12 protein-coding genes are annotated in these 14,113 nt (G+C 71.0%); 3 read left to right on the forward strand and 9 right to left on the reverse strand.

The features are described from left to right. Nucleotides 1-9: 9 nt before the first annotated feature. Together ilvD and HA073_RS01965 are read left to right on the forward strand one after the other, a co-directional pair. Complete coding sequence (gene ilvD / locus HA073_RS01960) at nt 10-1,857, forward strand: dihydroxy-acid dehydratase (protein ID WP_083296934.1); 1,848 nt, start codon at nt 10-12, stop codon at nt 1,855-1,857. Nucleotides 1,858-1,951: 94 nt separating this feature from the next. After that, nucleotides 1,952-2,662: a hypothetical protein gene (locus HA073_RS01965; RefSeq protein WP_166455654.1), complete on the forward strand. Its 711-nt coding sequence runs from the start codon at nt 1,952-1,954 to the stop codon at nt 2,660-2,662. Between the two features lie 76 nt (nt 2,663-2,738). Here the strand turns inward: HA073_RS01965 and HA073_RS01970 are convergent, their stop codons facing one another. The 3 genes from HA073_RS01970 to HA073_RS01980 all read right to left on the reverse strand — a co-directional run bounded on the left by HA073_RS01970 (nt 2,739) and on the right by HA073_RS01980 (nt 5,328). Next, entirely contained in the window at nt 2,739-2,912 is a 174-nt protein-coding gene (locus tag HA073_RS01970; RefSeq protein WP_166455563.1) for a hypothetical protein, read from the reverse strand. A 97-nt stretch (nt 2,913-3,009) separates the two neighbouring features. Continuing rightward, nucleotides 3,010-4,404, reverse strand: coding sequence for a stress response protein (locus HA073_RS01975; RefSeq protein WP_069087631.1), 1,395 nt, complete (start codon nt 4,402-4,404; stop codon nt 3,010-3,012). Between the two features lie 219 nt (nt 4,405-4,623). Next, the gene (locus tag HA073_RS01980) at nt 4,624-5,328 is read right to left on the reverse strand and encodes a TetR/AcrR family transcriptional regulator C-terminal domain-containing protein (protein ID WP_083296933.1); all 705 of its coding nucleotides are present in this window, start codon (nt 5,326-5,328) and stop codon (nt 4,624-4,626) included. An 85-nt stretch (nt 5,329-5,413) separates the two neighbouring features. Between HA073_RS01980 and HA073_RS01985 the strand changes: the two genes are divergently transcribed. Then, nucleotides 5,414-6,097: a DUF4386 domain-containing protein gene (locus tag HA073_RS01985; RefSeq protein WP_069087629.1), complete on the forward strand. Its 684-nt coding sequence runs from the start codon at nt 5,414-5,416 to the stop codon at nt 6,095-6,097. Here HA073_RS01985 and HA073_RS01990 read toward each other — a convergent pair. From HA073_RS01990 to HA073_RS02015, 6 genes are all read right to left on the reverse strand, one after another. Next, nucleotides 6,094-7,788 carry a SulP family inorganic anion transporter gene (locus tag HA073_RS01990; protein WP_166455564.1) on the reverse strand — a complete coding sequence of 565 codons (1,695 nt, stop codon included), beginning with the start codon at nt 7,786-7,788 and terminating at the stop codon, nt 6,094-6,096. The two genes, HA073_RS01985 and HA073_RS01990, sit on opposite strands and share 4 nt — an antisense overlap. Continuing rightward, nucleotides 7,785-8,123 carry a helix-turn-helix transcriptional regulator gene (locus HA073_RS01995; RefSeq protein ID WP_043326024.1) on the reverse strand — a complete coding sequence of 113 codons (339 nt, stop codon included), beginning with the start codon at nt 8,121-8,123 and terminating at the stop codon, nt 7,785-7,787. The genes HA073_RS01990 and HA073_RS01995 overlap by 4 nt, the downstream gene beginning before the upstream one ends. Before the next feature lie 81 nt (nt 8,124-8,204). Then, on the reverse strand, nt 8,205-10,652 hold the full coding sequence (locus HA073_RS02000; RefSeq protein ID WP_166455565.1) for a glycoside hydrolase family 2 protein: 2,448 nt from the start codon (nt 10,650-10,652) through the stop codon (nt 8,205-8,207). Then, on the reverse strand, nt 10,649-11,509 hold the full coding sequence (locus tag HA073_RS02005) for a carbohydrate ABC transporter permease (RefSeq protein ID WP_166455566.1): 861 nt from the start codon (nt 11,507-11,509) through the stop codon (nt 10,649-10,651). The genes HA073_RS02000 and HA073_RS02005 overlap by 4 nt, the downstream gene beginning before the upstream one ends. Next, a complete protein-coding gene (locus HA073_RS02010) occupies nt 11,506-12,507 on the reverse strand; it encodes a carbohydrate ABC transporter permease (protein WP_069087624.1) in 1,002 nt (333 codons plus the stop codon). Before HA073_RS02010 ends, HA073_RS02005 begins: the two co-directional genes overlap by 4 nt. Nucleotides 12,508-12,577: 70 nt before the next feature. Further along, nucleotides 12,578-13,861: an ABC transporter substrate-binding protein gene (locus HA073_RS02015; protein ID WP_069087623.1), complete on the reverse strand. Its 1,284-nt coding sequence runs from the start codon at nt 13,859-13,861 to the stop codon at nt 12,578-12,580. Between the last annotated feature and the right edge of the window lie 252 nt (nt 13,862-14,113).

Below are 14,113 nucleotides of genomic sequence, written 5' to 3' on the forward strand. Positions count from 1 at the left end.
CTGGTTGTCATGCCTGAGCTGCGGTCGAGGACCTCCACCCACGGTCGGACGATGGCCGGCGCCCGGGCCCTGTGGCGGGCCACCGGGATGACCGACGACGACTTCGGCAAGCCGATCGTCGCCATCGCCAACAGTTTCACCCAGTTCGTACCCGGTCACGTCCACCTCAAGGACCTCGGCGGCCTGGTCGCCGACGCGGTGGCCGAGGCCGGCGGCGTGGGGCGGGAGTTCAACACCATCGCCGTGGACGACGGCATCGCCATGGGCCACGGCGGCATGCTCTACTCCCTGCCCAGCCGGGAGCTGATCGCCGACGCGGTCGAGTACATGGTCAACGCGCACTGCGCGGACGCCCTGGTCTGCATCTCCAACTGCGACAAGATCACCCCGGGCATGCTGCTCGCCGCGCTGCGGCTCAACATCCCCACCGTCTTCGTCTCCGGCGGCCCGATGGAGGCCGGCAAGACGGTGGCGATCGAGGGCGTCGTGCACTCCAAGATCGACCTGATCGACGCCATGATCGCCTCCTCGAACGAGGCGGTCACCGACGACCAGCTCGGCGAGATCGAGCGCTCCGCCTGCCCGACCTGCGGGTCCTGCTCCGGCATGTTCACCGCCAACTCGATGAACTGCCTCACCGAGGCGATCGGCCTCGCGCTACCAGGCAACGGCTCGACGCTCGCCACCCACGCCGCGCGCCGGTCGCTGTTCGTCGAGGCCGGGCGCACGATCGTGGAGATCGCCAAGCAGTGGTACGAGAACGACGACGCCTCGGTGCTGCCGCGCTCGATCGCCGGCCGGGAGGCGTTCGAGAACGCGATCGCCCTCGACGTGGCCATGGGCGGCTCCACGAACACGGTGCTGCACCTGCTCGCCGCCGCCCGCGAGGCCGAGCTGGACTTCGGCGTCGCCGACATCGACGCGATCTCCCGCCGGGTGCCGTGCCTGGCCAAGGTCGCCCCAAACTCGCCGAACTACCACATGGAGGACGTGCACCGGGCCGGCGGCATCCCGGCCATCCTCGGTGAGCTGGACCGCGCCGGGCTGCTGCACCGAGACGTGCGCGCGGTGCACTCCCCCGGCCTCGACAAGTGGCTGGCCGACTGGGACGTGCGCGGCGGCGCGGCCACGCGAGAGGCGATCGAACTGTTCCACGCCGCCCCGGGCGGCGTGCGCACCACCGAGCCGTTCTCCACCACCAACCGCTGGTCGTCGCTGGACACCGACGCGGCCGGAGGCTGCATCCGGGACCGGGAGCACGCGTACAGCGCGGACGGCGGCCTGGCCATCCTGCACGGCAACCTCGCGCCGGCCGGCTGCGTGGTGAAGACCGCCGGCGTGCCCGAGGAGTGCCTGACGTTCCGCGGCCCGGCCAAGGTCTACGAGTCGCAGGACGACGCGGTGACCGCGATCCTCGCCAAGGAGATCGTCGCCGGGGACGTCGTGGTGATCCGGTACGAGGGCCCGAAGGGCGGCCCCGGCATGCAGGAAATGCTCTACCCGACCTCGTTCCTCAAGGGCCGGGGGCTGGGCCGCTCCTGCGCGCTGCTCACCGACGGCCGGTTCTCCGGCGGCACCTCCGGCCTGTCCATCGGGCACGTCTCCCCGGAGGCCGCCTCCGGTGGGCTGATCGCGCTGGTCCGCGACGGCGACGAGATCGTCATCGACATCCCGGGCCGGTCGATCGAGCTGAACGTGCCCGCCGACGAGCTGGAGGCGCGCCGGGTGGCCGAGGAGAAGCGGGACCGCCCGTACACCCCGGTCGACCGGCAGCGTCCGGTGTCGGCGGCGCTGCGCGCGTACGCCTCGATGGCGACCTCGGCCAGCGACGGCGCCTACCGCCGCGTCCCCGAGTGATGTAAGGAAGGGCCCCTTCTTAACGCCTCCGGTAGAGGAAGGGGCCCTTCTTAACACCCGCACGCCGGTAGGGTCCGGCGGCGTGGAGACGACGGTGAGTTACGCGCGACTGGTCCGGCCGGCGATCGACCGGGTCTACGTTGGTGCCCGGTGGGCAGCCCGCGCCCGGATGGAGGCGTTCTACGCCGAGCGGGGCTGCACACTCGGCGCGGAGAACAGCTTCTTCTCCGGTGTGCTGGCCCGGCCGATGCCCGCCGAGGCGCTGGCCGACGGCCTGATCTACACCTCCGGAAGCATGGACGAGGAACTGGCGCAGGGCGTCGTCGTCCGGGACGACGAGGGCGCGTGGCACCTCACCGACCTGGGCCGGGAACTGACGCTGTTCGCCCAGCGGGCCACCGGCGAGGCCGCCGAGGAACTGTGGGCCATGCTGCCCGGCGTGCTGCCCGGCCTGGGCGTCGTGCCCCGGCTCGCCGACCTGGTCGGCCGGGTGCTGACGCACGCGCAGGCCACCGGCGGGTCGGTGTTCCGGGCGATGTCCCCGCCGTACGAGCCGGAAGGGGCCTCCCCGGCGCTGCTGCTCGTGACCCGGCTGGGCTCGCTGCGGCACCACCGCGCGGACGCGCACCGGGCCGCGTGGCGGGCCGCCGGGCTGACCGCCGACGAGATCCGCGCGCTGCCGGACGGCCCGGAACGCGCGGCGATCGAGGCGGACACCGACCGCCGCGACGAGCCGGCGTACGCGGCGCTCACCGAGGCCGAGCGCTGGGAACTGCTGGCCGGCCTCGCCGCACTGCCCAACTAGCGCCCGCGGCCTCCTCGGCCATCGGGTGGAACGTCATGGGTGTCTCGGGACCCGTTTGACACCCATGACGTTTCACTCACCGCTGGGTGGGGTCCTCCTCGGCCGGGGCGGTGCCATCTATCGGCAGGCCGAACTCCGCCGGTGAGTTCTCGTCGGTGCCGTCCAGGTCCGCGTGCGGCTCGTCCGGGATGACGTCGTCGGGATCGGCGCCTCCGGCGTGCAGTTCGGACAGCTCAACCGGATCAGTCATGCCGTGCTGGTACCCGTCCGACGCTGTCCGAACCCGCCGGTCCGGTGGGACGTCCGCATCGGCGGGGCGTCGCACGGCGCTCCATGCAGAGGTGGGATCACTCGTCGGTGCGATCCGAGGAACCGGAGCCCCCGTGCGTTCCCTGGGTGTCGAACTCGGGGCTGTCCTGGGACGAGATGGCGGTGGAGACGAGGCTGGAAGCGACCGGCTGAACGGGGATCACATCCTCCGACGTACGCAACCGGGGTGCCGCGGGCATCCACGGCTTGAGGTTCTGGATAATCTGCTCGTAGAAGTCGTCGATGGCGTGCAGCACAGAGTCGATGAAGGCACCCCGACCACTGCCACGCTTGGTTCCCGCAGTTGCGCTCTGGGCGATCCGGAAAGCCCGAAGTTCACGCGAGGGATCGTTGATGAGTGTCGTCGGCTCGGCACGTACCTGACGGAGGAGATCGGTGGCGCCACCGCCCCGGGCGTGCATGGCGAACGCCTCGATCCGCACCGTGTCCGGTGCGTCCTTCAGTTGACGGACCAGCCAGTTCACCCGGGTGGTCGGACGGCCTGACCGCGGAGCGTCAACATCGACGTGGCAGACGATCTGCCCAGCCCGCAGATCGGCCGTCACGTGAAGATGCCCGACCGCGCCCGGGATCCGGATGCTGCCGCTCAGGGTGCCGGCGCTGGCGAGCTGGTTGGCGAGCGATTGGGTGCGTGCGGCCGGATCGGCGAGGTCGCGGCGGCTCAGCGCGGGGGTCACGTCGGTGCCCAACTGCCGGCCGAGTCGGAGGCATGCGTAACGAATCAAGGCGTCGAAGCGCCCGGCGACCTGCGCTGCCGCGTCGTCGCCGGCCCGCAATGTCCCGGCCGACACCCCGTCCCGGACCTGCACCCAGGCCGGCCCCATGTCGCTGAACTCGAGAGCGCCCGAACGCGGGTGTTCGAGGTATCGGATCAGTTCGCCCAGAACCCACGCCTGATCCGGGTCTGCGACGCCACGGTACTCCTTCTGGATCACGGCCTGGGTCAGGATCTCCGTCCACGGCAGGTGATACAGGGCGACCCTGCGCAGTTTCCGGCGATCGACGGTCGTCGGATGCTGGCCCGGGACGGGAGCGATCTCGTTCGAGATCGTGATGAGGGCGTCGAATCCCTGCTCCCGCGCAATGTCCAGGTAGGCCTCCAACTGCTCGGATCGCAGCGGGTTACTGCCGGTCTTCACCTCCACGAGCGCGGTCCACTGGCGCTGCCCCCTGGTGACGCGGATGAGGCCGTCCGGAAAGAGTTGCTGGTTTCCGAGTTTGAACGGAACCTCGATGAAGGTCTGCACGACTCCGGCCGGCGCGCCGACGGACTGGGTCAGGACACGCCCGAACTCCCGTACCGAGCTCATCACCGCCAGCAGGGCGGAGGTCGCCCGGCGTTCCTGCTCCTCGGCGCCATTGATACCCGAGGTGGGAATCAGACGCGCCGCGAGCCAGGTTTCCTCAGACATAAGTGACTCCTCGTGAAGGCGGTGGTACGAGAAGTTACTCGCGAGGCCAGCTGGAAAGCAGCGCGACAATTGGCGCGTACGAACGGAAAGAGTTGACCGGTCGGATGTCGAGCGATCCGTCCCGGCCGAAAGCGAATGCCGGACGGATACGCTGTCTCATCAGTTCGGCTTTCGTCGGCTTCTCAGTCCGATACCTGACTGCGAATAGCGCAGGCCGGGTCAATGGCTCGGCAGGTGTCGTTCGAGGCCGTCGAAGAGCAGGTCGAGGGTGAACTCGAACTCGGTCTGGGAGTCGCACCACCCCAGCGTCGGATCGGCCGCGTCGTGCGTCTCGGCGGCCACCATCGCGGCCAGGTGCGGCAGCCGTTCGGCCAGCGCCACCATCTCCGCTTCCGCGGCTGCGGCGTCGGCCGCCCCGCCCGCGTCCGGGCGGAACACCTCCTGGGCGAAGCCGAGCGCCATGCTGCCGAACGCGTGCAGCGCCCGGTGGGCGATCCGGTACGAGAAGCCGCCGTCGACGAGCGTGGCGAGGATGCCGTCGTAGTAGGCGTACACCCCGGCGGGGACTGTCGGGCGCGAGCTGAGCAGCGCGGGGGCCCACGGGTGCCGCAGCATGACCGCGCGCGCGGCGAGGAAGCGCAGCCGTAGCCGGGTACGCCAGTCGCCGCCGGGCGCGTCCGCTTCGGCACGCTCGGCGGCCGAGGTGATCTCCGTGGCGACCGCGTCCACGAGGCCGTCGAGCAGTCCGGCCTTGCCGGGTAGGTGGTGGTAGAGCGACATGGCCTCGACGCCGAGTTCGGCGGCGAGCCGGCGCATCGTGAGCGCCTCCATCCCTTCGGCGTCGACGAGGGCGATCGCGCTGGCCAGGGCCCGCTCGCGGCTCAGCGGCTCCCGAGGTTTCCGCGCTCCCATCCGGCTCCCCATCTCCCCTTGACCTTACAACGTATGGTTGGCCTTACGGCGTAAGGCAAGCCCCGCCACCGCGTCGTTCACCCCCGAAGGAGCCGCCATGCACCAGCTGATCCGTACCGCCCGGGTGACCGGGCTGTTCTACCTCGGGCTCGCCGTCACCGGCGCGCTGGGGTTCCTCACCGTCCGGCCGATGATCTTCAACCCGGACGACGCGGGCGCGACGTTCGCCAACCTGGTGGCCCACGAGTCGCTGGCCCGCGTCGGCGTCGCCCTCGAACTGCTCGTCGTCCTCACCCAGGCGCTCACCGCCGTCTGGTTCCACCGCCTGTTCCGGACTGTCGACAGCACCGCCTCGGGCAGCATCGCCGCCTTCGGGCTCGTCAACGCGGTCGCGATCCTGGGCAGCGCCGCAGTGCTCGCGACGGCCCTGGGGGTGGCGACCGGCGGGCCGGGCGACGCCGACACGGTCCAGCTGCTCTACCTGGTCAGCGGGAACCTGTGGGAGGTGGGCGGCCTCTTCTTCGGGCTCTGGCTGGTGCCGATGGGCTGGTGCGCGCTCCGGTCGGGCTGGCTGCCCCGGCCGCTGGGCCGGCTCCTCGTCGCCGGTGGCGTCGGCTACGTGCTCATGACGTTCGTCGCGTACCTCGCCCCCGGCGCCGGCATCGTCGGCGATCTGCTGGTGGTGCCCGCCACGGTGGGCGAGGTGTGGATCCTCGGCTACCTGATCATCTTCGGCGTGCGAAAGCGCGCGGAGACGGATGCCAGGGCAACCGCGGCCTAGGCGGGGCTCGCGGCCAGGGCGACACCCCGGGCGTACCGGATGGCGGCCGGGGTGTCCGCGAACACCAGGCCCTCGCGGCGCAGCTCCTCGGCGACGCCGAGCGTGCTGAGCACCTGGTCGTGGCCCGGGGTGATGCCGGAGAGCAGCACCGTGATCCCCCGGGCGCGCAGCCGGGCGATGGCGTCGCCGAGCACCTGCGCGCCGGTGGCGTCGATGGTGGAGACGCGGGACATCCGCAGGATCACCACCCGCACGTCGGCCACCTCGGCCAACTCCAGCAGGAACGTGTGCGCGGCGGCGAAGAAGAGCGGCCCGTCCAGCCGGTACGCGACGATGTGCTCGGCGAGCAGCGCGTGCTCCTCGGCGCTGTGCTCGCCGGTGTCCAGCGGCACCTGTTCCAGCTTGGCGCTGCGGGCCACCGCGCGCAGCGCCAGCACGACCGCGACGGCGAGCCCGACGACCACAGCTGTCACCAGGTCCCAGATGACGGTGACGGCGAATGTCAGCACCAGCACCACCGCGTCGGCGCGGGTGGCCCGCATCAGCGCCAGCAGGGAGGCGGCCTCCACCATCCGGACGGTGGTGGCGAGCAGCACCCCGGCCAGGGCGGCCAGCGGGATGCGCCCGACGAGCGGGGCGGCCGCGAGCACGATCGCGGCGAGGGCCACCGCGTGGGTGAGCGCGGCGAGCTTCGAGGACGCCCCGGCGCGGACGTTCACCGCGGTACGGGCGATGGCGGCGGTCGCCGGGATGCCGCCGAAGACCGGGGAGGCGAGGTTGGCCAGGCCCTGGCCGAACAGTTCGCGGTCCGGGTCGTGCCGCTCGCCGACTGTCATGCCGTCGGCCACGGTGGCGGAGAGCAGGCTCTCCAGCGCGGCGAGCGCGGCCACGGCGAGGGCGCTGGGCAGCAGTACGCCCAGCGCGCCGAGGTCGACGAAGTCCAGCGACGGCGCGGGCAGCCCCTGCGGCAGCTCGCCGATCCGGGCCAGGTCGATCGGGGCCAGCTCGGCGAGGAGCGTCGCGGCGGCCACCCCGACCAGGGAGAACGGCACGGCGGGCCGCCACCGGCCGCCGAGCAGCATCAGCGCCGCCACGCCGAGCGCGACAGCGATCGCGGCGGGCCGGGGATGCGCGGCGAACCGGGCGACCGCGTCGGAGGCCACCGCCCACACCTTTTCGCCGTGCGCGCCGGTGACGCCGAGCGCGGCCGGCACCTGTTGCAGCGCGATGACCACTGCGATGCCGGCGGTGAAGCCCTCGATCACCGGGGACGGCAGGTAGCGGACGTATCGGCCGAGGCGGGCCAGGGCGAGCGCGATCAGGATCAGCCCGGCCAGCGCGCCGACCATCAGCACGCCACCGGCGCCGAACTGCTGCACCACCGGCACCAGCACGACAGTCATCGCTCCGGTGGGGCCGGAGACCTGGAGGTTGGAGCCGCCGAAGACCGCCGCGACCGCCCCGGCGACGACGGCGGTGACGAGGCCGGCCTGCGCGCCGAGGCCGGAGGTGACGCCGAAGGCGAGCGCCAGGGGCAGCGCCACCACGGCGACGGTGAGCCCGGCGAGCAGGTCGCGCCGGGGCGAGCGGCGCGCTGCCGCCCAGTCGGCCCGGCCGGGCAGCAGCCCGCGGAACAGCCGGCCCGTCTGCCGTACGACGTCACCGGCGCGAAGGGCAGTCGCCGCGCTCACCGGTCCGTCCCCGAGGCCCGCAGCTCGTCCAGCAGGCCGTCCCGGTCGGTGAGGACCGCGCCGAGGATGCGCCGACCGGCGGCGAGCAGGTCCGCCACGTCGGGGGTGCTGAGCGCGTACATGACGAGGGGGCCGTCCCGGTACGAGGTGACCATGCCGGCGCGGCGCAGCACGGCGAGCTGCTGGGAGAGGTTGGACGCCTCCACGTCGATGGCGGCGAGCAGGTCGCGGACCGGTTTCGGCCCGTCCTGGAGCAGTTCGAGCACCCGGATGCGCACGGGGTGTCCGAGGGTGCGGAACAGCTCCGCCTTGGCCTGGTACAGCGGCACCGACACGACACACCCCTCCGACGACGACTCTGAAGACTTTAGCACTTGCATAAATCTTCACATCGACGGAGATGAAGGGCGTCCCGCTCAGGCCAGGTCGTTGACGCAGCGCAGCACCGGCCGGGAGGTGAGCGCCTCGGCATCCAGCGGGCACGTGGTGCTCACCGTGAAGACGACGCTCTCCCCCGGCAGCAGCGTCACCAGGGCCGCGTCGACCTGGGCGGACGGGTCCAGCCGGTCCGGGAACAGCGTCAGGTCGCGCAGCACCGTCCGCGCGGTCACCCGGACCCGCCGGCCGCCGTCCACCGGCTCGACCGCCGCGTCCCACTCCGCCGCCGGCCACCGCACGTCGCGGTCCTCGGCGAAGAACCACAGCGCGCGCTCCGCGGCGTCCCCGGCGTCCGCGACGAGCAGTTCCGCGCGGCCGTCGTCCGGCCGCGCCAGCTCCGCCGGCAGTTCCACCACGACCGAGGAGTACGCCGGGACGTCGAGGTCGACCGAGGTCTTCGCCCTCGGCTCCCCGGTGACTGTCAGCCGGGTGACGGTGGCCGGCCCGCGCCACGCCTGGGCGGTCTCGTTCACCGCCACCAGCGCCGGCCGGCCGTCGCGCGGCTGCACCGTGAGCAGCCGGTCGGCGTAGGCGCGGCGCAGCGCGTACCACAGGGGTTTGCGGCGCCCGTCGCCGTCGATCGCCGACCACGACGTGACCGGCCAGCAGTCGTTGAGCTGCCACACGACGGTGCCGGCGCAGACCGGCCGGTGCGAGCGGAAGTGCTCCACGCCGAGCTGGATGGCGCGGGCCTGGTTGAGCTGGGTGAGGTAGTGCCAGTCGTCGAAGTCGGCGGGCGGCGGCAGGTGGGCGTCGAGCCCGCGCCGCAGCTTGCCGTCCCCGTCGGTTGCCTTCTGGTGGTGCGTCATGCCCGGCGAGTCGTGCGCGAGCGGGTCGTCGGAGAGGGCCCGGCGCAGCGTCGCGTACGCGGGCGGCGCCTGGTAGCCGAACTCGGCCACGAAGCGCGGCACGTAGTCCCGGTAGCGCGTGTAGTCGTCGGTGTTCCACACGTCCCAGATGTGCGTGGTGCCGTGCGCCGGGTTGTTGGGGTGAAGTTCCTCGCTGCCGGACCAGGGACTGCCCGGCCAGTACAGGACGGTCGGGTCCAGCTCCCCGACGACGGCGGGGAGCAGCTCCAGGTAGTAGCCGCGCCCCCAGGTGCGCCCGGCCAGGGGTTCCTGCCAGTCCCAGTCGTGCCAGCCCCAGATGTTCTCGTTGTTGCCGGTCCAGAGCACCAGCGACGGGTGCCCGGCGAGCCGGGTCACCTGCTCGCGCGCCTCCGCCTCGACCTCGGTGCGGAACGGTTCCTCCTCCGGGTACGCGGCGCAGGCGAACAGGAAGTCCTGCTGCACCAGCAATCCCGTCTCGTCGGCCAGGTCGTAGAAGTCGTCCGACTCGTACCGGCCGCCGCCCCAGACGCGCAGCAGGTTGACGTGCGCGCCGGCCGCCTGGCCGAACCGCTGCGCGAGGCGCTCCCGGGTGACCCGGTTCGGGAACGCGTCGTCGGGGATCCAGTTCACGCCCCTGACGAACACCGGCACGTCGTTGACGTGCAGCGCGAACGGGGTGCCGTGCGCGTCGGGCGTGGTGTCCAGGCGTACCGAGCGGAACCCGATCCGGCGGGACGCGGCGTCCAACTCCCGGCCGTCGGCGCCGTGCAGGGTGGCGTCGAGGTCGTAGCGGGGCTGGTCGCCGTACCCGATCGGCCACCACAGCGCGGGGTCCGCGACGGCGAGCGTCACGACGGCGGTCCGCTCCCCCGCCGGTACGGCGATCTCGGCGGTGACCCCGGCGACGGTGGCGCGGACGGTCAGCGGCTCGTCGCCGGTCCGCTCGACCTCGGCGTGCAGCTCGACCCGGCCGACGCCGTCGACCACCGTCACGATCGGCCGCACCGACGCGAGCCGGGCGGTGGACCAGGCGTGCAGGCCGATGTCGCGCCAGATGCCGGCGGTGACGAGCGTCGGTCCCCAGTCCCAGCCGAAGTTGCAGGCGGTCTTACGGATGAAGTGGAACGGCTCCGGGTACGCGTTCGGCCGGTCACCGAGCCGGTCCCGGTGCGCCTCGGCATACCGGTACGGGGAGTCGAAGCGTACGGCCAGGGTGTTGCCGTCCGGGCGCAGCAGCGCGCGGACGTCGAAGCGGTACGAGCGGTGCTGGTTCTCGGTGCGGCCGACCTCGACGCCGTTGAGCGTGACGGTGGCGACCGTGTCCAGGCCGGCGCAGACCAGGTCGACCCGCTCTTCGTCGCCGGGCTGCCATCCGAACGTCGTCTCGTAGACCCAGTCGGTGCGCCCGATCCAGGTGAGGCGGTTCTCGTTGTCGTCCAGGTACGGGTCGGGGATGAGGCCGGCCGCGAGCAGGTCGGTGTGCACGCATCCGGGCACTGTCGCCGGCACCGCCGTCCCGGCGATCTGCGGCGGCACCGCCGGACCGGGCTCGGCCCGCAGCGTCCATCCCTCGTGCAGCAGAGTTCGACGGCTCACGACTTCACCGCGCCTTCCATGATTCCGCGGACGATCTGACGTCCACCGATGAACAGCATGACCAGCAGGGGCACGGTGGCGATGAACGCGCCAGCGAGCACCCGCCGGTAGATCACGTAGTTGCCGCTTGCGAGGTCGGAGACCGCCACCATCGACGTCGGGTAGTCGGTGCCGCTGAGCGTGATGAGCGGCCACTGGAAGTCGTTCCAGGTGGCCACGAACGTGAGCAGGCCGAGCACCGCCAGCGCCGGGCGGATCGCGGGGAGCACGATCGTCGCGTACACCCGCATGGTCGTGGCGCCGTCGACCCGGGCCGACTCGATCAGCTCGTCCGGGACGGTGTTCAGGATGAACTGCCGCATGTAGAACACGCCGAACGCGGTGACCAGGCCGGGCGCGATGACCGCGAGCAGCGTGCCGTTCCAGCCGAGCCTGCCCATCACGATGTAGAGCGCGACGATGCCGAGCTGGTTGGGCACGGTGAGCGTGAGCACCACGAACAGCATCAGCGCGCGGCTGCCCCGGAAGCGCAGCTTGGCGAACGCGAAGCCGGCCAGCGAGCAGAAGAACAGCACCGAAGCGGTCACCACCACGGAGACGATGACGCTGTTGACGAGCGACGCGGCGAAGTAGACGTCCTGGAGGGAGAAGACCTCCTCGACGTTCGTGAGGAACCGGTCGCCGGGGACCACCGCGGGTGGCAGCTTCGCCAGCGCCTCGTCGTCACTGGTGGCGATGACGAACATCCAGTAGAGCGGGAACGCGGCGAACAGCATGCTGACCGCGAGCAGCAGGTAGGTCCAGAGCCCGGCCGGGGTGTCCTGCGGGGCCCGGGCCACCACACGTCGGGTCGTCACCGGCGGCCTCCGGAGAGTCGGTTGGTCAGCAGGTAGTTGAGGCCGGCCACGATCAGGATGATCAGGAACAACGCCCAGGACATGGCGGCGGCGTAGCCGAGGTTGAGGTCCTTCCAGCCGACCTTGTAGATGAGCTGGGCGATGGTCTGCCATTCACCGTCCGGCCCGCCGGTGGCAGCCTGCGCGTTCGGGTCGAACAGCATCGGCTCGGTGAACAACTGCAACCCGCCGATGGTGGAGAGGATGACTGTGAACAGGACCACCGGCTGGATCATCGGCACGGTTATCCGCCAGAGCTGCTTCCACTGCCCGGCGCCGTCGATGGCGGCGGCCTCGTAGACGTCGCGCGGGATGGACTGCATGGCGGCCAGGTAGAGCAGCGCGTTGTAGCCGATCCACTTCCAGTTGACCATGGTGGCGATGGCGATCCAGGCCTGGAGCTTGCCGGCCCGCCAGTCGATCGGGTCGTCCGCGCCGCCGATGCCGAGCAGGCCGAGCACCCAGTTGGCCATGCCGAAGTCGCGGGAGAAGAAGACGCTGAACACCATCGTGGAGGCCACGATCGGTGTCACGTACGGCAGCAGGACACCCACCCGCCACCAGGTCTGCGCCCGCAGCTTCCGGTTGAGCAGCGACGCGACGAGCAGCGCGAGCAGCAGTTGCGGCACTGTGGAGAGCAGGAAGATGCCGAACGTGTTGTAAAGGGCGTTCCAGAAGTCCTCGTCGGCGGCCAGGCGGCTGAAGTTCTCCAGGCCCGCCCAGTACGGCAGCGTCGGGTCGTCCAGGCGGTAGTTGCGCAGCGACACGACCGCGTTGAACAGCAGCGGGAACAGCCCGAACACGAGGAAGAGCAGGAAGAACGGCGCGATCATCAGGTACGGCATGTAGCGCATGTCGAAGCGGTACAGCCGGTCGCGCCAGGTCATCCGCCGGTCGCCGGCACTGCCGCCCTGCGGCGCGGGTGGGCGGCGGGGCGGTGCGGCACGGGTGCTGGACATCTGTTCACTCCAGGGCCGGGAGATCGGACGGTGACGGGGCGGGCCGGGCCGCCCCGTCACCGCTGACACGTCAGGACTTCGCGGCCTTCTCGGCCTCCTTGACCGCCTCGTTCCAGGCGGCGTCGGACTTGAGCGACTTGTTCTCCACCCGCCGGATCACGTTCTCCACCGCCACCCGGGTCGGGCCGTTCTTGCGGCCCAGGTACTGCGGGGTGAGGCCCTGCGCCATCTTCGGGAAGATCTGGCCGACCGGGGCGTCGTTGAAGAACGGGTTCTTGAAGTCGGCGATGGCCGGGTCGGTGTAGAGCGCCGGCTGCGACGGCAGGTTGCCGACCTTCTTGAAGATCTCGATCTGCTGTTCCGGCGCGACCAGCCAGGTCAGCAGCTTGTACGCCTCGTCGACGTTCTTGCCCTGCTTCGGCAACGTCAGGAACGATCCGCCCCAGTTGCCGCCGCCACCCGGTACCGCGGCGATGTCCCACTTGCCCTCGGTGCCGGGCGCGGTGTCCTTGATGTGGCCGAGCATCCAGGCCGGGCAGGCGAGCACCGCGAACGCGCCGCTGGTGAAGCCCTTGTCCCAGTCGGCCTGGAAGCTGACCAGGTTCGCCGAGAGCCCGGCGCCGACGGCCTTGACCGTGTAGTCGAACGCGACTTTCGGGCCCTGCTCCATCCGGAGCTGGTCCTGCTCGTCGTAGAACCCGACCGGCTGCTGACCGAGGATCGGGTTGAACAGGTTGGTGCCGGCGTCGATGAACTTCTTCTTCGTCGTGGTGGTGTACTGCTGGCCGACCTCGATGAACCTGTCCCAGGTGGGCCAGAGCGCTGACACCTGGTCGCGTTCGGTGGGCAGGCCGGCGGCCTTGAACAGGTCGGTGCGGTAGCACATGGCCAGGCCGCCGACGTCGGTGCCGAGGCCGATCTGCGTCTTGCCGTCCGCCGACAGCGACTGCTTCCACTTCCAGGGCAGGTACTTGCTCTCGTACGAGCCGGCGCCCTTGTCGAGCAGGTTGACGAACTTGTCGGACTGGCTTCGGAACTGGACCATGAAGCCCTCGTCGATCGCCGCGATGTCCGGCGCGCCGTTGCCCGCGACGAGCTTCTTCTGCAGGTCCTCGTGCTGGGCGTTGTACTCGCCCGAGTTGAGCTGGATCTTGACGTTCGGGTGTTCGGCCTCGTACCTGGCCTTGAGGTCCTGGAGCCCGAAGTCGCCCCAGAAGTTGATTTTCAGCGTGACCTGACCACCGGCCGGGTCGGAGCCGCCGGTGGTGCTCCGGCCGCTGCAGGCGGCGATCATGACCAGGCTGACGGCACCGACGGCGGTCACCCGCGCCAGGTGCGTCCAGGACCGTCTCATCTCATCCTCCGCGCCGAAATGGGAACGCTCCCGAATATCGAGAGACGTTGACTGAACCGGATAAGTGACGCCACCGTACGGTTCCCATTCACGACTGTCAACGGCCGGTTACCGATGTGCCGATCCGGTAACCTCGCCCCCGCTCACGACCACGCTGCGGGCGGTCTCGTCGGGTCCGCGCTCTAGGCTGAACCGCACAAGCGACTGCCGCCGGATGCGGTCCACCGATGCCGCCCGCGGCACCCGGACCCG

Origin of the sequence: Micromonospora sp. CMU55-4, from assembly GCF_011602315.1 — a bacterium.
Taxonomy (GTDB): Bacteria; Actinomycetota; Actinomycetes; order Mycobacteriales; family Micromonosporaceae; genus Micromonospora; species Micromonospora chalcea.